Origin of the sequence: Streptomyces sp. L2 (assembly GCF_004124325.1) — a bacterium.
In the GTDB taxonomy this organism is placed as follows: domain Bacteria; phylum Actinomycetota; class Actinomycetes; order Streptomycetales; family Streptomycetaceae; genus Streptomyces.
Genome location: NZ_QBDT01000001.1, coordinates 1,821,263 through 1,840,736 on the forward strand (window position 1 = coordinate 1,821,263; position 19,474 = coordinate 1,840,736).

12 protein-coding genes are annotated in these 19,474 nt (G+C 74.2%); 3 read left to right on the forward strand and 9 right to left on the reverse strand.

Going from position 1 to position 19,474, the window contains the following annotated elements; genetic code table 11:
- The first annotated feature begins 344 nt into the window (after nt 1-344).
- Nucleotides 345-3,935: an SCO5717 family growth-regulating ATPase gene (locus tag DBP14_RS07485; RefSeq protein WP_241740837.1), complete on the forward strand. Its 3,591-nt coding sequence runs from the start codon at nt 345-347 to the stop codon at nt 3,933-3,935.
- Between the two features lie 63 nt (nt 3,936-3,998).
- Here DBP14_RS07485 and DBP14_RS07490 read toward each other — a convergent pair whose 3' ends face one another.
- From DBP14_RS07490 to rimP, 9 genes are all read right to left on the reverse strand, one after another.
- A complete protein-coding gene (locus tag DBP14_RS07490) occupies nt 3,999-4,943 on the reverse strand; it encodes a bifunctional riboflavin kinase/FAD synthetase (RefSeq protein ID WP_129306247.1) in 945 nt (314 codons plus the stop codon).
- A 158-nt stretch (nt 4,944-5,101) separates the two neighbouring features.
- On the reverse strand, nt 5,102-9,751 hold the full coding sequence (locus DBP14_RS36700) for a trypsin-like peptidase domain-containing protein (RefSeq protein ID WP_241741193.1): 4,650 nt from the start codon (nt 9,749-9,751) through the stop codon (nt 5,102-5,104).
- A gap of 1,228 nt (nt 9,752-10,979) precedes the next feature.
- Nucleotides 10,980-11,885 (reverse strand): tRNA pseudouridine(55) synthase TruB, encoded by a 906-nt coding sequence (gene truB / locus DBP14_RS07510; protein WP_129306248.1) that lies wholly within the window; start codon nt 11,883-11,885, stop codon nt 10,980-10,982.
- Nucleotides 11,882-12,373 (reverse strand): 30S ribosome-binding factor RbfA, encoded by a 492-nt coding sequence (gene rbfA, locus DBP14_RS07515; protein ID WP_129306249.1) that lies wholly within the window; start codon nt 12,371-12,373, stop codon nt 11,882-11,884. The genes truB and rbfA overlap by 4 nt, the downstream gene beginning before the upstream one ends.
- Nucleotides 12,374-12,464: 91 nt before the next feature.
- Complete coding sequence (locus DBP14_RS07520) at nt 12,465-12,758, reverse strand: DUF503 domain-containing protein (protein ID WP_129306250.1); 294 nt, start codon at nt 12,756-12,758, stop codon at nt 12,465-12,467.
- A 193-nt stretch (nt 12,759-12,951) separates the two neighbouring features.
- On the reverse strand, nt 12,952-15,993 hold the full coding sequence (infB, locus tag DBP14_RS07525) for a translation initiation factor IF-2 (RefSeq protein WP_129306251.1): 3,042 nt from the start codon (nt 15,991-15,993) through the stop codon (nt 12,952-12,954).
- 162 nt (nt 15,994-16,155) lie between these two features.
- Nucleotides 16,156-16,437: a YlxR family protein gene (locus DBP14_RS07530; RefSeq protein ID WP_129306252.1), complete on the reverse strand. Its 282-nt coding sequence runs from the start codon at nt 16,435-16,437 to the stop codon at nt 16,156-16,158.
- 132 nt (nt 16,438-16,569) lie between these two features.
- Nucleotides 16,570-17,586, reverse strand: a complete 1,017-nt coding sequence (gene nusA / locus DBP14_RS07535) for a transcription termination factor NusA (protein ID WP_129306253.1) — start codon at nt 17,584-17,586, stop codon at nt 16,570-16,572.
- Nucleotides 17,587-17,588: 2 nt separating this feature from the next.
- Nucleotides 17,589-18,107 (reverse strand): ribosome maturation factor RimP, encoded by a 519-nt coding sequence (gene rimP, locus DBP14_RS07540; RefSeq protein WP_129306254.1) that lies wholly within the window; start codon nt 18,105-18,107, stop codon nt 17,589-17,591.
- Nucleotides 18,108-18,453: 346 nt separating this feature from the next.
- Between rimP and DBP14_RS07550 the strand changes: the two genes are divergently transcribed.
- On the forward strand, nt 18,454-18,963 hold the full coding sequence (locus DBP14_RS07550; RefSeq protein ID WP_129306256.1) for a hypothetical protein: 510 nt from the start codon (nt 18,454-18,456) through the stop codon (nt 18,961-18,963).
- Nucleotides 18,960-19,451: a ferritin-like domain-containing protein gene (locus DBP14_RS07555; RefSeq protein WP_129306257.1), complete on the forward strand. Its 492-nt coding sequence runs from the start codon at nt 18,960-18,962 to the stop codon at nt 19,449-19,451. Before DBP14_RS07550 ends, DBP14_RS07555 begins: the two co-directional genes overlap by 4 nt.
- The last annotated feature ends 23 nt before the right edge of the window (nt 19,452-19,474 follow it).

The following is a 19,474-nucleotide window of genomic DNA, read 5'->3' on the forward strand; positions in this document are numbered from 1 at the left end:
AAGGGCGGATTCACCGCTTTGTTCGGTCGATGCGTCGTGGTGTGGCGTCGGTTATGTGGTGACTTGCGTGGTGGTGGGGGCCCGCAATGGGCGTGCCTCCGGAGCGTTTTCGGTGCTGTGCGGACCGGTGAGTGCGCATTGGGGGATGGGCGGGCCTGCCGGGGTGTGGCTCCTGGTGATTAGGCTGGGAGTGGGCGCGGTGCCAGAACCCGTGGACCAGGTGTCCGCGTCCGAGGGGGAGAGCCGATGGTTCGGACTGCCTCGAACGACTTCGGACGGCTTGAACGACACGACAGGGTCGCCCCGGCACGGCATGCGGGTGCTCGACCACACCAGGAGGAACTGTGAGCAGCGATCGGGACGGGATCCGCGGGGGCTGGGCCACACCCGGCGATGACCAGCCCGACGCGGAGTCGGCCATCGAGACCACCGGTGAGTTCACCATCGACTACGCACCGCCCGCCTGGTACACGCAGAACGCCGATTCGGGTGGTTCGGGTGGCCCGGGGGGCGCGGGTGCGGGTGCGTCCGGGGATTCCGGTGCTGCGGGCCGTCCGGGTGCCGCCGGTCCGGCCGGCGGGCCGGGCGAGGTGGGTGGTGCCGGGTCCGGTGCCTCGCCGTTTCCCGCGGGTGCGGCCCTGCCGGGGCTGACTCCGCCGCCGCATGCTGCCCAGTCCGGCGGTACGGCGCCGGCTCCGGGGGCTCACTTCGGGCCGCCGGCGCCGCCCGCGCCCGGTCCGGGAGCGGCGCCTTTCGCGCCTCCGCCCCCGGCGCCCGGGGCTCCGTTCACTCCGCCCGCCGCCGGTCCAGGGGCACCGTTCGCCCCGCCCCCTGCCGGGCCCGGCGCGCCGTTCACGCCCCCTGCTCCCCCCGCCGGTCCCGGTGCGCCGTTCGCTCCGCCCGCGCAGTCGGCCGGGGACGCCACTGCCGTGCCCCGGCTGCCCGTGGGCTTCGAGCCGCAGGCGGCCCCGCCGTCGGCTGCCGCGGCCCCCGCACCTCATGAGCCCGAACCCGAGCCTGCCAACGGGGACCTGGAGAGCGGGGCGACCATGCGGTTCTCCGCCGTCGCCCTGAAGCGTGAGATCGCCGAGATCGCGGAGCGCGCGGCTGCCGGGCAGGAGGGGACGGACGAGAAGGCCGCTCCCGAGGTGTCCGACGAAGCCGAGGACAGCCGTTCTGCCCTGGAAGCGGATGCGGGTACGGGTGCGGGTGCGGGTACGGAAGGTGGCGGTGAGTCGTCGGTGGTCGGCCCGGCCGCCGAGGCCGGTGGTGAGGAGAGTGCCGAGACGGACGGTACCGAGGACGCCGACGCGAAGGCTGATGAATACGGCGTCAGCGGAGAGGCCGCGGAGGCTGTCGCGCCGGAAGCGGACGGTGTTGACGAGTCCGGTGCGGCTGAGTCGGCTGACGCGGGCGAGGTCGGGGGCGCCGAGGCTCCTGCCGGGGCTGGTGGCGAGGTCAGCGGGGAGAGTGCGTCCGATGACGCGGATGTCCCTGGCGACTCCCTTGCCGACGTTCACGGCGATGCCGGTGCCGCCGGCGACCATGACGATGCCGTCGCGCCGGCGGTCGTAGCCGAAGAGGTCCCGGAGCACCCGGCTGTGCCGCAGGACGCCGGACCGCAGAGCGGCGCCCCTCAGGACGCCGTGCCTCAGGATGCCGTACCGAACGGTCCTGTTGGGCCGCAGGACGCCGTGCCCGCCGCCGTGCCGGCACCGCAGCCGCAGGATGCCGTGCCCGCCGCTCCCCCGGCCCCCCAGGATGCCGCGCCGCACGCCTGGGCTCCGCTGCCGGCGCCGCAGGGTGGGCTGCCTCCGCTGCCGCCGTCGTACCAGCCCGCCGCGCCCTCGCCGGCGGCCCAGTGGCCCGGCCAGGAGACGCCGCAACCGCCCGCGCCGCCGCAGCAGGCCGGGTCGGTGCCCGGTCAGCAGCCGCCGTTCCAGCCGCAGGCGCCGCAGCCCGCGCCCGCCGCGTGGAACCAGCCCGGCGCGACCACTCCGCCGCCGCCCGCACAGCCCGGCCAGCCGTTCGCGCCGGTGCCCCCCGCGCCTGTACCCGCCGCGTCTCCGGAGCAGGGGGCTGCTCCCGCGCCCGCTCCTCCCGGTCCCGGGCCGCAGGGCGGCTACGCGTTTCCCCCGGTCGGCGGCCCGACTCCCCCGGCGCAGCCCGGTGGTTACGGATTCCCGCCGCAGGGACCGGCACAGCCCCTCGCTCCGCAGCAGCACCAGCCGTCGGCGCCCCAGCCGGCCCCTGCCCCGCCCAACCCGCAGAGCGGCTACGGGTTCCCCCCGGCCGGCGGCCCGACTCCCCCGGCGCAGCCCGGTGGTTACGGATTCCCGCCCGCCCAGCAGCCCGCGGGCTCCGCCCCGGCGGCACCGGAGCCGCAGGCCCCGCAGGCGGCCCCACAGGTCCCGCAGGCGCCCGTCGATCCCCGGGCCGGGGCCGCCTGGCCCCAGCCGATGCAGCACGACCAGCGGCAGCCGACCAACCCCGGTGCCGCGCCGCTCGGTTACACCGCCGCCGTGGAGCTGTCGTCGGACCGGCTGCTCAACACCAAGCGGCAGAAGGCGAAGAGCGGTCGGCCCACCGCGGCCGGCTCGCGCTTCAAGCTGGGCGGGAAGAAGGAAGAGGCCGAGCGGCAGCGGAAGCTGGAGCTGATCCGCACGCCCGTGCTGTCCTGCTACCGGATCGCCGTCATCAGCCTCAAGGGCGGGGTCGGCAAGACGACCACGACGACCGCGCTCGGCTCGACCCTGGCCATCGAGCGGCAGGACAAGATCCTCGCCATCGACGCCAACCCGGACGCCGGCACGCTCGGGCGCCGGGTACGCCGGGAGACCGGGGCCACCATCCGCGACCTGGTCCAGGCGATCCCGTACCTCAACTCCTACATGGACATCCGGCGGTTCACGTCCCAGGCGCCGTCCGGGCTGGAGATCATCGCCAACGACGTCGACCCTGCCGTGTCCACGACGTTCAACGACGAGGACTACCGGCGCGCCATCGACGTGCTCGGCCGGCAGTACCCGGTCATCCTCACCGACTCGGGTACGGGTCTGCTGTACAGCGCCATGCGCGGGGTGCTCGACCTCGCCGACCAGCTCATCATCATCTCCACGCCGTCCGTGGACGGCGCGAGCAGCGCCAGTACGACGCTGGACTGGCTGTCGGCGCACGGGTACGCCGACCTGGTCTCGCGCTCGATCACCGTCATCTCCGGAGTGCGCGAGACCGGCAAGATGATCAAGGTCGAGGACATCGTGTCGCACTTCGAGACGCGCTGCCGGGGCGTGGTGGTCGTGCCGTTCGACGAGCATCTGTCCGCCGGTGCCGAGGTCGACCTCGACATGATGCGGCCGAAGGTGCGGGAGGCGTACTTCAACCTCGCGGCCATGGTGGCCGAGGACTTCGTACGGCATCAGCAGTCGCACGGGCTGTGGACGAGCGACGGCAACCCGCCGCCGGTCGCCGCCCCGCCGATGCCGGGACACGCCATGCCGGGACAGCTGATGCCGGGACAGCCCATGCCCGGTCAGCCGATTCCGGGTCAGCCCGTCCCCGGTCAGCCGGTGCCGGGAGAGCCGATGCCGGGGCAGCCGATGCCGGGGCAGCCGGGCCAGCCTCACGTGTACGGGCAGCAGCCCGGGCAGCCCGCGCAGCCGGGCTATCCGCAGGCCGGGCAGCAGCAGCCGTACCCGCCGCAGCAGGCTCAGCCCGGTCAGGCCGGTCAGCCCGGGCCGCAGGGGCAGCCGTATCCGCCGGCTCCGGGCCAGCCCTACCCGCCCCAGCCGCAGCCGCAGCCGCAGCCGCAGGCCCAGCCTCAGGCCGGACAGCCGGGGCAGCCGGGGCAGCCGCCGTATCCGTATCCGCAGTACCCCGGCCAACCCCACCCGCAGGGTCAGCAGCAGCCCCCGCAGGCTCCGCCGCAGCAGTAGGGCGGCATGAAGAAGGGCGGCCGGTGCCCGTGAGCACCGGCCGCCCTTCCGTGTCGTAGAGGACTAGTCGGCGGCGACGATCTCCCTGCACCGCTTCACGTCCTCGGCCATCTGCTCCAGCAGGGCCTCCAGCGTGTCGAACTTCGCCTGGCCGCGGACGTACGCCAGGAAGTCGACGGCGACGTGCAGGCCGTACAGGTCGAGGCCCACGCGGTCGATGGCGTACGCCTCCACCGTGCGCTCGGTGCCGTCGAACTGCGGGTTCGTGCCGACGGAGATCGCGGCCGGCATGGCCTCGCCCTGGACGTGGAGGTAGCCGGCGTAGACGCCGTCGGAGGGGATCGCGGTGTGCGGGAGCGTCTCCACGTTGGCCGTGGGGAAGCCGAGTTCGCGGCCGCGCTGGGCGCCTCGTACGACGACGCCCTCCACGCGGTGCGGGCGGCCCAGGATCTCGCGGGCGCCTTCGACGTCGCCCTCGGTGACCAGGCGCCGGGTCAGGGTCGAGGAGAACGGCTCGCCGCCGCCGGCCGAGCCGGTGACGTACAGGTCGACGACCTCGACCTCGAAGTCGTACACCTTGCCCTGTTCGACGAGGAAGTCCACGTTGCCCGCGGCCTTGTGGCCGAAGCGGAAGTTCGGGCCCTCCACGACGGCCTTGGCGTGCAGCTTGTCGACCAGGACCTTGACCACGAAGTCGGCGGGCGACAGCTTCGAGAACTCGGTGGTGAAGGGGAGCACCAGGACGGCGTCCACCCCCAGGTCGGCCATCAGCTCGGCGCGGCGGTGGTGCGGGGCGAGCAGCGGCGGGTGGCTGCCGGGGCGGACGACCTCGCTGGGGTGCGGGTCGAACGTGACGACGACGGCCGGGACGCCCAGCTCGCGGGCGCGGTCGACGGCGTGCTTGATGATCAGCTGGTGGCCGCGGTGGACGCCGTCGTAGGACCCGATGGTGACGACGCTGCGCCCCCAGTCCTGGGGGATGTCCTCCAAGCCACGCCAGCGCTGCACTGTGACCGCTCCTCGAACCCGTGTCCGTGTCTACCGTTGACCTCGTGTGCAGGTCTAAGGGTGCCATGCCGGGTGCCCCGGACCCGCATCGGCATGGGGGCTGTGACCGGGCGCACGTCGGCGAACGGCCCTGCGGCGACATGCGCCCCGGCACGGGTTCAGGCCGGCACCCGTGTCCCCGCCAGGTGCTCGATGGTGCGGCGGGCGCTCGGGCCGACCACCGCGGCCCAGTCGTCGGGGGTGTCGGTCAGCCAGCGGAGCAGGGTCGCGGCGAAACCGGGGACGTGGCGGCTCAGGTCGACCAGGCCGCGGTCGAAGCGGGCGGCGCCGTCTGGGGTGCGGACGAGGAGCAGGCCGGTGCGGTGGACCAGCTCCCGGATCTCCTCGTCCCGGCGGCCGTCGCGGCGGCGATCGTCTCTGCGGTCCTGGCGGGGGTCGCCTCTGCGGTCCTGACGGGGGTCGTCTCTGCGGTCCTGGCGGGGGGCGTTGCGGTGGCCGGCGGCCGCGTGCAGCACGGCGTCCAGGACCGCCGGGTCCTCCTCGCGTGCGAGCAGGACGTCCAGGAGTTCCCGGCGCAGCGGGCGGGAGGCGGTGGTGCCGGCGGCGCCGAGCACGGTGGCGAGGGCCGCGCGGAGCGGTTCGCTGCCGCCGTCGAGGAGGCCGGTGACCAGGGGCAGCAGGGCGGCGCGGGCGGCCGGGCCGTCGTCCAGGCGGCGGTCGGTGCACGCGGCGACGTGGCCGGCCGTCTCCGGGCGCAGCGCCACCGCGTCCCGGACGACGGCGGCGACGTCGCGGGCGAGGCCGGGCGTGGTGGCGTCGGTGAGCGTGCGCAGCGCCTCGCCGGCGTCCGGGCCGCGCAACCGGGCACGGAAGGCGTCGAGGACCGGACCGGGGTGGGTGGTCAGGGCCGGGCCGAGGGCGCTGGGCGGGAACCGCGGGTCGCAGGCGGCGAAGTGGCGCAGGCCCTGGTCGAAGTGCTCGTCGCGGGTGCGCGGGTCGCGGACCAGGAGGGCGAGGGCGCCGCCGTGCAGGGTGCGGTCGGCGGGGCGGGCGAGCAGGGTGAGGGCGGCATAGCGGAGCAGGTCGCGATCGGCGTCGGTGAGGACGTGCGGGGCGGCGCGCAGCCCGTACGTCACGGCTGCGGAGCGGCGGGCGGGGCGTTCGTCGTGTGCCCAGCGGTCGACGGCCCGGCACACGGCCGAGGGTTCCTCCTCGGCGAGTACGGCGAGGAGTTCGTCGGCGCGGCGGTGGGCGCTGTCCGCCAGTACCTCGGTGAGGTCGTCCAGGGTGCCGTGCCGGTGCGTGTGCAGCATGGCCTGCGCCGCGGTCGCCACGGTGGCGTGCGGGGTCGCGGGCAGCGGCCGCTCGTCGTCGAACCAGCGGGTCAGGTGTGGTTGTACGGCGGTGGGGGCGGCGGCCAGCAGCCGGGCCACGGCGTCGAGGTGGCGGCCGCCCGCGCCGCGGTCACCGGCGTCCGCGAAGAGGAGCCGGCGCAGGAGGTCCAGGCGCTCGGCGTCGGGGAGGGGGAGGGCGCTCCAGAAGTCCGGGCGGAACTCGGCCGGTACGGGGCGCTGCGCGCGCCGCCAGCTGACGACGCGGTCGGCGAGGAGCCGCAGGACCTCGGTGTACGGCGACGCGTCCGGGACCTGGAGCAGGGTGCAGCCGAGCAGGCGGGCGGCCCACCAGGAGGCCGGGTCGAGGTCGAGGGCGTCGGTCAACTCGCGCAGCCGGAAGGAGAGTTGGCGGGGGCCCTCTTGCCTGCCGAGGAGCAGGAGCGCCTCGACGACGGGGCCGACGCGGTGGTGCGGGACGGGTAGCGGGTGGGCGGCCCGAGCGGTGCGGGGGCGGTGGACGAGGGCGTGCAGTGCCTCGTCCAGGTCGAGGTGGAGGCCCTGGATCCAGTCGGCCAGTTCCTCGTGGGCGAAGCGGTAGCCGTCGCCGGCGGGGACGAGGAGGCCCTCGGTGAGGACGGCGGACGCCCACCCGGATCCGCCGCCGAGCCGGGCGGGCGCGGGGCCCCACGGGAACACCGCCTCGAACGACTCCCGGTCCAGCTCACCCTGCCCGGGACCGAGGCTGCGCCGGGCGGCCTCGTGCACCTGCCCGGCGACCCGCACCGCGAGCCGTCGTACGGCCGTCCCGCGCACCCCGTTCTCGGCCGCGAGCCGGACCGCGATCCGCAGACACATCAGGTCGAGGTGAGCGGCGAAGACTTCGTGCCGGTGCAGGGCGGGGGGTGTGCGGGGCGTGCCGGGGGCGGGGGTTGTGCGGGGCGTGCCGGGGGCGGGCGTGCTGAACGTTCCGGAGGCGAGCATGCCGGGCGTTCCCGCGGTGGGCGCGCCAGGGACGACGGCTGCGGCGGTCGTCCCAGGGACGGGCATGCCGGGCGTTCCCGCGGCGGGCGCGCCGGGCATCCCGGCGGCGGGCGCGCCGGGCATCCCGGCGGCGAGCATGCCGGGGCATGCACCCGTGCCAGGGGCAGGGAAGGTGTCGGCAATGGAGTCGACGGAGTCGGGCGTGTCGGGGGTTCCGGGGAGGGCCGCGCGGAGGTCGGCGAGGAAGCGGAGGGTGAGGGGGTGTCGGGCGTCGGGCTCGACGAGGGCACCTCCGGGGATGCCGTAGTGGCGCCGGGCGTGCTCGGCCTCGTCGGCTGTGAGGTCGCCGAGCCGCACGCACGCCGGGAGGCCGCTGGCGGCGTCGGCGGAGCCGTGCAGCAACTCGTCGGGGAACTCGCGTCCGGCCCGCTCCCAGTACTCCTCCCGGCACGCCATCACCAGCCGGACTCCGTTCTGCCGCAGCCACTCCACTGTGCCCCGGGTCCATTCGGTGAGCCGGTGCGCGAGGACCGGCGGCATCTCCTCGGGGCCGTCCAGCACCAGGAGCAGCGGTCGCCCGGCCGCGCCGGCCAGCCGCGCCAGCCGTTCCGCCCCGACATCACCGAGATCGTCGACGCGGACGCCCCGGGCGGCGGCCACGATCCGCGCGGCCCGCCCGAGGCTCCGCCGCACCGCGTCGGCGAGTGAGCCATCGGCATCGTGCAGGTCCGCGCCGCGCAGCCAGAGGGTGGGGGCGGGACGGGCATGGCCCTGGCCGACCGCGTGGGCGGCATCGGGGCAGCGGAGCCCGCTCGACGGCTCGGTGGTCCGGCGGGAGACCCCGGCCGAGTCGGACGTCTGGGCAGCACAGCCCGCGCTGCTCTGATCGGCGCCGGCTGGCGCGGCCGCGCGGGCATCGGCCACGGATGAAGCTGCGGCGTCCGGCCACGGCTCGGGAACCGGATCAGGCGCGGCGCTGGGCGCACCGGCCATCTGCCACGACGCCGCCCCTGACCATGGTGCGACGTCGGCGTCACTCGACACCTCACGGCCATGAGCGGCTGCGGGCACACCGGCCACCGGTGGTCCCACGACGCCCGGACACAGCGTGGTGACAAGAGCCAAGGCGGTGGGTTGCGCGCCGTGTCCTTCCGATGGGCGCGCCTCGGTATCCGTCGAGGTCGCGGTGGTCGGCGGCCGGGGCTCCGTGGCCGGGCCGTTCCCTGCGGCGGGCCAGGACTGGGGAGGGGGAGCGGAGGGCGTGGGGTCCGTGCCGCGTGGTCCCGAGCGGAGCCCCGCGGCATCCGTCGGGATCGCCGTGGTCCGCGGCGATGGCTGCGTGGCCGGGCTGTCCCCAGAGGTCGGCCAGGCCTGGGGAGAGGGAGCAGAGGCGGTCAGGTCCGTGCCGCGTGGTCCCGAGGGGAGCCCCGCGACATCCGTCGGGATCGCGGCGGTCCGCGGCGATGGCTGCGTGGCCGGGCCGTCCCCGGAGGCCGGCCAGGACTGGGGAGAGGGAGCGGAGGGCGTGGGGTCCGCGCCGCGTGGTCCCGAGGGGAGCCCCGCGGCATCCGTCGGGATCGCCGTGGTCCGGGGCGGGGGCTCCGTGGTCGTGTCGTTGGCGGCGGCGGTCCGGGCCTGGGGAGAGGCGGCGAGATTTGGGGTGTGCAGTGGGGACGGGGTAGTGCGGCGGGCGGCCAGGGTGGCCAGCTCTGTCGTGCGGCCGGTGCCTGGGGCACCCACCAGGGCCAGTACCGGGGTGTCGGCGGCGGCGAACGCGGACAGGTCCCGGGTCAGCGCGAGGCGCTCGACGAAGGGCGTGGCACCCGCGCCGTGGGCGGCGGCCGAGGGGCCGTCCTGGGCGACCGAGGTGGCGGCCAGTTCCAGGACTCCGGCCAGGTTGAGGTCGGCGCCGTAGGCCGGAACGGTCGCCTCGTTGCGGGCGAGCAGTTCGGCGAGGGCGTGGGGGCCGTCGGCGAACCGCAGCGGCGCCGCGAAGCCCGTGTCGCGCTGAGCGGAGTGCAGGGCCGTGCCGAGGACTCCCAGTACCGCGCCCGTCAGCGCGTCGAGAACCGGTCCGCCGGCCGCTCCCCCACCGAGGCGAAGCGCGTCCCGGCCCGCTGTGCCGATCGCCAGTTCCAGGGCGTCGTCAACGAGGTGGAAGCGGTCCGTGGCGGTGTACGTCACCTGCGTCGCCGCCAGAACGCGCGCCTCACGCCAGCAGCCGGCGGCGATCCTCACGTAGGTCCCGGCGTCGATCCGGTCCCGCCTGGTCAGCGGCAGCGGGTCCACGCCCAGGCCCTCAGTGCGGACGAGAGCGAGGTCCCGCGCGGGCAGCGGGGTGACAGCGTGGGCGTCGACGACACAGGTCTGGCCCCCGACCGCGTGCAGGACCAGCCGGGGCAGTCCGTCCACGGCCTCGTGGCTGGTGAGGAGGGTGCCGTGGTGGTCGGCGAGGAACCCGACACCACGCGGGCGGCCGGCCAGGTCATGGATCCGGACGAGGGCGTCGGTAGGGCTCCGGTCGGGTGTGGGGGCGTCGCCGTCCGCCTCGCGGTCTGCGCCGGGCGGGCGTGCAACGGACGCCCCACGTCCCCCGTCACGACGGAGGCCGCCGGCCTCCCTGCGCAGTCCGCGCCGGTCACCACGACGGCGGGCGCCGTCCCCCGGCCGGCCATCGGTATCACCCGTGCGCGTCCCGTCGTCGTCACGACGGAGGCCGCCGGCGTCGTTGCCGTTGCCGTCGTCGCCAGGGCGGCTGTCGCCACGGTCCCGTCGGCCGCTGTCGTCCCCCCGGCGGCTGTCGCCACCGTACAGTCGGCGGCCACTGTCGTCCCCCCGACCACCGTCACCGCCGCGCCGACCACCGGCCACGCGCCCCCCGGAGTCCGTGCCTGCCCCGGTGTCCGAGCGGTACCCGGTCTCCAAGCCCCGCGCGGCCACCCCGCCGCCCGTACCGTCCCTGTCCGGCAGGGCACCGCCCCGTTCCGCCATGGCCGTACCTCCCCGCCCGGTCCCGCCCCGTCCGCACACACGTGCCTGATTTTCGACGGTAGGCGGGTGGTGATCAGCGGGAAAGATCGCGCGGTGAAAGCGCCCCCTTCCGCTCCCCCGGTTCACTCCGAGCGCCTGCCCGGTCGGGTGAATAGGCGGGGGCCGGTGGATACACCCTAGGGGTGGGGGAACCGAGGGGGGACCGTGGAGCGGCGGCGAGTGGCAGTACCCCGTGGCCGCCGCTCCACGGGCCGGGGAGCGCAGGCCGACGGACGCTGTCGGCAGGCGAGCGCGGGCCGCAAACCGGCGGACCTTGCCGGTCGGTGCGCGCAGGCCAGCGACCGGCGGATCCGAGAGCCCCGGCGGCCGCGTACCTGACGCTGGATCCCTCTCAGCGGCGCAGGCTCCGTCGCGTCACGCACACGGAATTCGGCGGCTGACGGCCGGCCGGCCCGGATGCGCCTGCCACGGCCCGGCACCCGCTCCTGAGCCGTCCAGGACCGTGCGCCCCCGGGCGCCCCTACCGGCCGGCGAGCGCAGGCCGGAAACGGCGGACGCTACCTGCCGGCGAGCGCAAGCGGCGACTGGCGGATCCTGCCAGCCGGCGCACCAGGCCAGAAACCGGCGTGCGCAGGCCCGAATCCGACGGACCCTGCCGGTCGGCGCCCGCAAGCCCGAAACCGGCGCGCGGCGGAACCCAGCGGACGCGGCGGAACCCAGCGGACATGGGTCAGCCGAAGACCGCCAAGCTCTTCGCCTTGCCCTTGTGGTGTTCGACGAGCGCGAGGAAACGGCCCTCGGGGTCGAAGACGGCCACGGGGCCGGTGCCGGCGTACTCGTCGGGCATGTCGAGGCGGACGCCGTTGAGGAGGAGACGGGCGCGCCTGGTGTCGACGTCCCAGCGGGCGAACGCGGCCGCTGCGGCCTCGGCGACCGGCATCACAGTCAGCTCCTCCTGGAGCTGGTCGAGGGTCCGCGCCGCGTCGATCTTGTACGGCCCGACGCGTGTCCGGCGCAGCGCCGTGAGGTGGCCGCCGACGCCCAGGCCGGCGCCCAGGTCGCGGGCGAGGGCGCGGATGTAGGTGCCGGAGGAGCAGACCACGGAGACGACCAGGTCGAGCACCGGGGTGCCGTCCTCGGCGACGGCGTCACGGGCGTCGTACACGGTGAAGGAGGAGATGGTCACCGGCCGGGCGGGGATCTCGAACTCCTCGCCCTCGCGGGCCCGCTTGTACGACCGTACGCCGTCGATCTTGATGGCGCTGACCTTGGACGGCACCTGCATGATGTCGCCGGTCAGCTTGGCGATGCCGGCGTCGATGGCGTCCCGGGCGACCTTGGAGGCGTCGGTGGCGGAGGTGATCTCGCCCTCGGCGTCGTCCGTGAGGGTGTTCTGGCCGAGCCGGATGGTGCCCAGATACTCCTTCTCGGTCAGCGCGAGGTGGCCGAGCAGCTTGGTGGCGCGCTCGATGCCGAGGACGAGGACGCCGGTCGCCATCGGGTCGAGCGTGCCCGCGTGGCCGACGCGCCGGGTGCGGGCGATGCCGCGCATCTTGGCGACCACGTCGTGCGAAGTGAAGCCCGACGGCTTGTCGACGATGACGAGGCCGTCGGGCGTGGGGTGTTTCTGGGTCATTCCGCGGCGTCGCCGTCCGTCTCGCCGGTCCCGGCGTCCCCAGGGGTGCCGGTGGCGGTCTCGTCCTCGGCCGGCTTGCGGTAGGGGTCCGCTCCGCCGGCGTACGTGGCGCCTGTGGCCGCCTCGCGCACCTTCTGGTCGGACTGCCGCGCCTTGTCGAGGAGGTCCTCGATGGTCCGGGCGGTGTCGGGCAGGGCGTCGGCGACGAAGGTGAGGGTCGGCGTGAACTTCACGCCGGCCGCGCGGCCGACCTCGGAGCGCAGGATGCCCTTGGCGCTCTCCAGGCCCGCCGCGGCGGCCTGCCGCTCCTCGTCGTCGCCGTAGACCGTGTAGAAGACGGTCGCCTCCCGCAGGTCACCCGTGACCCGGGTGTCCGTGATGGTGACGTGCGAGCCGAGCCGCGGGTCCTTGATCCCGCGCTGCAGCTTCTGGGCCACCACCTCCCGGATGAGGTCCGCCAGCCTTTTCGCCCGCGCGTTGTCGGCCACTGGTCCGTCTCCCGTTCTTTCTTCTTCTTGCGTTCTGCGTTCTGCGGTGTGCGTTGTGCGTACTGAAATCTTTGTGATGTGCGCTGTGCGGTCAGTCGTCCTCGCCGTGGAAGCGGCGTCGTACGGACAGCAGCTCCACCTCGGGGCGGCCGGCGACCAGCCGCTCGCAGCGGTCCAGTACGTCGGTGAGGTGCCCCGCGTCGCCGGAGACCATGGCCAGGCCGATGACCGCTCGCCGGTGGAGGTCCATGTGGTCCACCTCGGCCGCGCTCACGGAGTACTTCCGCTGGAGCTCGGCGACGATCGGGCGGACGACGGAGCGCTTCTCCTTCAGCGAGTGGACGTCGCCGAGGAGGAGGTCGAAGGACAGAGTCCCCACGTACATGTGTGTAGCCGGTTCACCCGCCGGTACGGGATCGATGGCCCCGTGGCCGTGTGGCCGGGGTCATCAAGAACGGTACCGCGTACCCGCCGGAGGCTCGACAGGGTTTACCCGCGTCCCCTACCCGCGTCCCCCCGGGAACGGCGCGCCGGCCGGCAGGAGCGAACTCCCGCCGGCCGGCACGAACCGTGGTCGGTTACGACCGCGGCTTCTCCCGCATCTCGTACGTCGCGATGACGTCGTCGACCTTGATGTCGTTGAAGTTGCCGAGGTTGATACCGCCCTCGAACCCTTCGCGGATCTCGGTGACGTCGTCCTTGAAGCGGCGCAGACCGGAGATGGTGAGGTTCTCCGCGATGACCTTGCCGTCGCGGACGAGGCGCGCCTTGGTGTTGCGCTTGACCTCTCCGGAGCGGACCAGGACACCGGCGATGTTGCCCAGCTTGGACGACTTGAAGACCTCGCGGATCTCCGCCGTACCGAGCTCGATCTCCTCGTACTCCGGCTTCAGCATGCCCTTCAGGGCCGCCTCGACCTCTTCGATCGCCTGGTAGATGACCGAGTAGTAGCGGACGTCGACGCCCTCGCGCTCCGCCATCTGCGCGGCACGGCCGGCCGCGCGGACGTTGAAGCCGATGACGATGGCGTCGGAGCCGGTCGCCAGGTTGATGTCCGACTCGGTGACCGCACCCACGCCGCGGTGCAGGATGCGGATGTCGACCTCTTCGCCGACGTCGAGCTGGAGCAGCGAGGACTCGAGGGCCTCCACCGAACCGGACGCGTCGCCCTTGATGATGAGGTTGAGTTCCTGCACCAGGCCGGCCTTGAGGGCCTCGTCCAGGTTCTCCAGGGAGAACCGGACGCCACGGCGGGCGAAGTTGGCGTTGCGCTCGCGCGCCGCCCGCTTCTCGGCGATCTGCCGGGCCGTGCGGTCCTCGTCGACGACGAGGAAGTTGTCGCCGGCGCCCGGGACGTTGGTGAGACCGAGGACGAGGACCGGGGTCGAGGGACCCGCCTCCTCCACGTTCTCGCCCTTGTCGTCGAGCATCGCGCGGACACGGCCGTACGCGTCGCCGACCACCATGGTGTCGCCGACCCGCAGGGTGCCGCGCTGGACCAGGACGGTCGCGACGGCGCCGCGGCCACGGTCGAGGTGGGACTCGATCGCGATGCCCTGCGCGTCCTGCTCCGGGTTGGCCCGCAGGTCGAGCGAGGCGTCCGCGGTGAGGACCACGGCCTCCAGCAGCTGGTCGATGTTCAGACCCTGCTTGGCGGAGATGTCGACGAACATCGTGTCGCCGCCGTACTCCTCGGCCACCAGACCGAACTCGGTGAGCTGGCCGCGCACCTTGGTCGGGTCCGCGCCCTCGACGTCGATCTTGTTGACCGCGACCACGATCGGCACGTCGGCCGCCTTGGCGTGGTTCAGCGCCTCGATCGTCTGGGGCATCACACCGTCGTTGGCCGCCACCACGAGGATCGCGATGTCGGTCGACTTCGCACCGCGGGCACGCATGGCGGTGAACGCCTCGTGACCCGGGGTGTCGATGAAGGTGATCCTGCGCTCTTCGTCGTTGACCTGGGTGGCGACCTGGTACGCACCGATGTGCTGCGTGATGCCGCCGGCCTCGCCCGCGATGACGTTCGTCTTGCGGATGGTGTCCAGCAGGCGGGTCTTACCGTGGTCGACGTGACCCATGACGGTCACGACCGGCGGACGCGCGACGAGCGCTTCCTCGCCGCCCTCGTCCTCGCCGAACTCGATGTCGAAGGACTCGAGCAGCTCGCGGTCCTCCTCCTCCGGGCTGACGATCTCGACGACGTAGTTCATCTCGCCGGCGAGCAGCTGGAGGGTCTCGTCGGAGACGGACTGCGTGGCAGTGACCATCTCGCCGAGGTTCATCATGACGGCGACGAGCGACGCCGGGTTGGCGTTGATCTTCTCCGCGAAGTCGGTGAGGGACGCACCGCGCGACAGGCGGACGGTCTGTCCGTTGCCGCGAGGCAGCATCACGCCGCCGACCGACGGGGCCTGCATGGCCTCGTACTCCTGGCGCCTCTGCCGCTTCGACTTGCGGCCACGACGGGCCGGACCACCGGGACGGCCGAACGCGCCCTGCGTGCCACCACGGCCGCCGGGACCACCCGGACGCCCGCCGAAGCCGGGACGGCCACCGCCGCCACCCGGACCACCGGGACGGCCGGCGAAACCGCCGCCGCCACCACCACCGGGACGACCGGCGAAGCCACCGCCGCCACCACCGGGACGACCGGCGAAGCCGCCGCCACCCGGGCGACCGCCGCCGCCACCGGGACGACCGCCGCCACCGGGACCGCGGCCACCGGGGCCGCCGCCGGGACGCGGACCGGCCGCGGGACGCTGCGGCATCATGCCGGGGTTCGGACGCGGACCGGACGGGCCGGGACGCGGGCCGCCCTGCGGGCGGGGCATGCCGGACGGGGACGGCCGCTGACCGGGAGCGCCGCCCGGACGCGGGGCGCCGCCCTGGCCGCCGGGCGCCTGCGGACGGGGGCCGCCGGCGCCGGGGGCACCGCCGGGACGCGGACCGCCCTGCGGGCGGGGCGCCTGCGGACGGGCCATGCCGGTGGAGCCACCGGAGGTGAAGGGGTTGTTACCCGGACGCGGGCCGGCCGGACGGCCGCCCGGACGGGCACCCTGGCCGCCGGGACGCGGAGCGCCCTGGCCGGGACGGCCCGCCTGGCCCTGACCGGGGGCCGGACGGCCACCGGGCTTGGGCGCGCCGGGACGGGCACCGCCGGGACGCGGACCTTGCGCGGCCGGGGCCTGCGGGGTCTGTGCGGCCGGAGCGGCCGGCGGAGCGGTGAACTCCGGGGCGGCCGGAGCCGGACGCGGAGCGGGCTTGGGACCCGGAACCGGACGCGGGCCGGGGGCCGCGGCCGGCGACGACGGGGCAGCGGGCTGCTGCGCCGTGGCGGGCTTGGGGGCCGTCGGCGGCTTCGGGGCAGCCGGACGGGCCGCCTGCGCCGGGGACGGCGCGGGGGCGGGCTTGGGGGAAGCCTTGCGCGGGGCGGGCTTGCCGGCGGACTTGCCGTTGCCACCGCCCTGGAAGGCGTCGGTCAGCTTACGTACTACGGGCGCTTCGATCGTCGAAGACGCCGAACGGACGAATTCACCGAGCTCCTGGAGCTTGGCCATGACGACCTTGCTCTCGACACCGAACTCCTTGGCGAGTTCGTAGACCCGGACCTTAGCCACTTCGCTCCTTTGAGGTCCGGGTGAAGCCGGACCGCCGCTAGTTCATGGGCGTACTCATCGCGTACTCATCGAGTGCTCATCGCAATCTCGACCTGCTTTCGACTCGCGAGGTACCGAGCCGCACGGGGGGTTCCGTACGGCACTTCGTGCTGTGTCGCCTGCTCAGCAACTGTCCGTCTGCTCGACGTACCGGCGCAACGCCTTTATGTCGAGCGGCCCCGGGACGCGCAGCGCCCGCGGGAACGCCCGGCGGCGTACCGCCTGGTCGAGACAGACCGGGTCGGGGTGTACATAGGCACCCCGGCCGGGCAGCGTACCGCGAGGATCGGGAACGCACTGTTCCTGATCCGCCACGGCACGCAACAGATCATCCTTGGCCGCTCGCTGCCTGCACCCCACACAGGTGCGTTCAGGGCATGCGCGGGCTCGCGTCCGGCCAGACACCTCTAAGTCTACCTCCCCGTACCGACCTCACCCCTTCGGGGGAAAAGTCGAACAGTTGCTGCATGCAGGCTGACGTGATCTCAGCGACGGACGGCCGAGATCTATTCCCCGGCCGTCGCCCCGCCTCGGACGTCACTCCCCGGCTTCTCCGGCTTCCCCGGCCCCTGCGGCCGCCTGCTCGGTGTCCGGCCGGATGTCGATCCGCCAGCCGGTCAGCCGGGCGGCGAGGCGGGCGTTCTGCCCCTCCTTGCCGATCGCCAGCGACAGCTGGTAGTCCGGCACGGTCACCCGGGCGGACCGGGCGGCCATGTCCACGACCTCGACCTTGGACACCCGCGCGGGCGACAGGGCGTTCGCGACCATCTCCGCCGGGTCGTCCGACCAGTCGACGATGTCGATCTTCTCGCCGTTCAGCTCACCCATCACGTTGCGCACCCGGCCGCCCATGGGCCCGATGCAGGCGCCCTTGGCGTTCAGGCCGGACCGCATGGACCGGACGGCGATCTTGGTGCGGTGGCCGGCCTCGCGGGCGATGGCGGCGATCTCGACGGACCCGTCGGCGATCTCCGGCACCTCCAGCGCGAAGAGCTTCTTCACCAGGTTGGGGTGCGTGCGCGACAGGGTGACGGACGGGCCGCGGACACCCTTCGCCACCCGGACGACGTACGACCGCAGGCGCATGCCGTGCGGGTACGTCTCGCCCGGGACCTGCTCCTGCACCGGCAGGATGGCCTCCAGCCGGCCGATGTCGACCAGCACGTTCTTCGGGTCGCGGCCCTGCTGGACCACGCCGGTGACGATGTCGCCCTCACGGCCCGCGTACTCGCCGAGCGTCGCGTCGTCCTCGGCGTCGCGCAGCCGCTGAAGGATCACCTGTTTGGCGGTGGTGGCGGCGATGCGGCCGAACCCGGAGGGGGTGTCGTCGAACTCGCGGACCTCCTGACCCTCCTCCAGGTCCTCGGGGTCCTCCTTCGCCCACACGGTCACGTGGCCGGTCTCCCGGTTCAGCTCCACACGCGCGTGGCGGCGGCTTCCCTCGGTGCGGTGGTACGCGATGAGGAGGGCCGACTCGATCGCCTCGACCAGCAGGTCGAAGGAGATCTCCTTCTCCCGGACCAAGCCCCGCAGGGCGCTCATGTCGATGTCCACGGCTACGCCTCCTCCTCTTCCTTCATGTCTTTCTCGGCTGCCTTGTCCTTGCGGTTGAACTCGACCTGCACCCGCGCCTTGTCGATCTCGGCGAAGCCGAGCCTGCGGGCCGTGGGCTTGCGGCCCTTGACGCCGGGCACCTCGACGTCGAGTCCCTCGTCGTCGGCCTTCAGGATCCGGGCGATCAGTTCGCCGCCCTCGGCCAGCTGGAACTTCACGAGCCGGTCCGTGGCGCGCACGTAGTGGCGGTGCTCGGTGAGGGCGCGCTCCGCGCCGGGGGTGCCGACCTCCAGGTCGTACGCCGCGTCGCCCATCGCGTTGGTCTCGTCCAGCTTCGCCGAGAGCGCGCGGCTCACATCGGCGACGGCGTCCAGATCGGCTCCGGAGTCGGAGTCGACGACCACGCGCAGCACTTTCTTGCGTCCGACGGAGTCCACCGCGATCTCTTCGAGATCCAGGCCCTGGGAGGTGACGAGCGGTTCGAGCAGCTCTCGCAGCCTCTCGCTCTGGGTGGTGCTCATCCGGGTGACTCCTCGGCCGCGTGTGCTGTTGTGGGATGGGTCGCGTGTCTGGTCAAAGGGTATCGGGTCACGGGGGGTGTTGCCGTCCATGCGGGTGCCTCCGGCGATGGGGCGGGGCGCCTTCGGGTATGGGGGGCGTGGTCGTCTTGCGGGTGCGGGTCGTGGCCGGTTGCTCGCGCCCACGCGGCGGAGCCGCATATCGACACAGCCCCGCGCCCCTTGGGGGGCGTTGCCGCTGGGCGGGTCGAGCCGGTGACAGTAGACGAGGCATGTCACAGGTACGGTGATCAGCGGCGGGGTGTTTTTCCCGCCCGTGTGTTCGTACGAGCCTCTGAGGACGTCATCCGTGCCGTACCCCCCGCCGCCGCGTGAGCCCTCGGGGCCGCGCAGACGAACCCTGCTTGTTTCCGCTGCCGGTGCCGCCCTGCTGGTGGGCTGCTCGGCGGAGTCCGGTACCGGTTCCGGGGGCGGTGACACGCCCTCGGTGACCGCGGCGGCACGCGCGCGTGCGGGCCGGGACAGCGCGGGTCTGCTCGCACGCTACGACGCCGTGGTCGCCGTCCATCCGGGGCTGGCGGAACAACTGCGGCCGTTGCGGGCGCAGGTCGCGGCCCACGTGAAGGCGTTCGGGCACGCCACGCCCACGAAGACGCCCGTGAAGTCGCCCTCCCCCACGGCCACCGTGCCGCCCGCCGAGAAGGACGCCGTCGCCGAACTGGCCGCCGCCGAACGGTCCCTCGCCGACCAGCGCGCGAAGGACCTGCTGGACGTACCCGGCGAACTGGCCCGGCTGCTCGCCTCGGTGGCGGCGTCCGGCGCGGCCCACGCGTATCTGCTGACGAAGGGGGAGGCATGAGCGGGAAGGCCGGTGAGGGGGCGCTGACGGCCCTGCAGGCGGCGCTGGCCGCCGAGCACGCGGCGGTGTACGGGTACGGCGTCGTCGGCGGGCAGATCGCCGACGGGCGGCGCGCGGAGGCGCGGTCGGCGTACGACGCGCACCGGGCCCGGCGGGACGCGCTGGTCCGCGAGGTGCGCGATCTGGGCGGCCGGCCGGTCGCCGCGAGCGCCGCGTACGCGCTGCCGTTCCCGGTCCGGGACCCGTCCGCCGCCGTACAGCTCGCCGCTCGGCTGGAGGAGCGGGTCGCCGACGTGTACTCGGACCTGGTGCGGGCGACGACGGGCGCCCGGCGCGGGACGGCCGCGGCGGCGCTGCGCGAGGCCGCGGTCCGGGCGGTGCGCTGGAGCGGGGAGAGCGTAGCCTTCCCTGGGCTCGCCGAACACGGCGATGAGACGGCGGCACCCGCGGGGCCGCCGGTGTCCACGTCGGCGTCCCCGTCGCGGTGATCCCGTAGCCGCCGGCACGGCAG

Bases quoted from the DNA above. Each gene is read 5' to 3' on its own strand.
- truB (WP_129306248.1), bottom strand. From the start codon at position 11,885: ATGACCCAGAAACACCCCACGCCCGACGGCCTCGTCATCGTCGACAAG.
- DBP14_RS07520 (WP_129306250.1), bottom strand. From the start codon at position 12,758: ATGTACGTGGGGACTCTGTCCTTCGACCTCCTCCTCGGCGACGTCCAC.
- rimP (WP_129306254.1), bottom strand. From the start codon at position 18,107: ATGAGCACCACCCAGAGCGAGAGGCTGCGAGAGCTGCTCGAACCGCTC.
- DBP14_RS07555 (WP_129306257.1), top strand. From the start codon at position 18,960: ATGAGCGGGAAGGCCGGTGAGGGGGCGCTGACGGCCCTGCAGGCGGCG.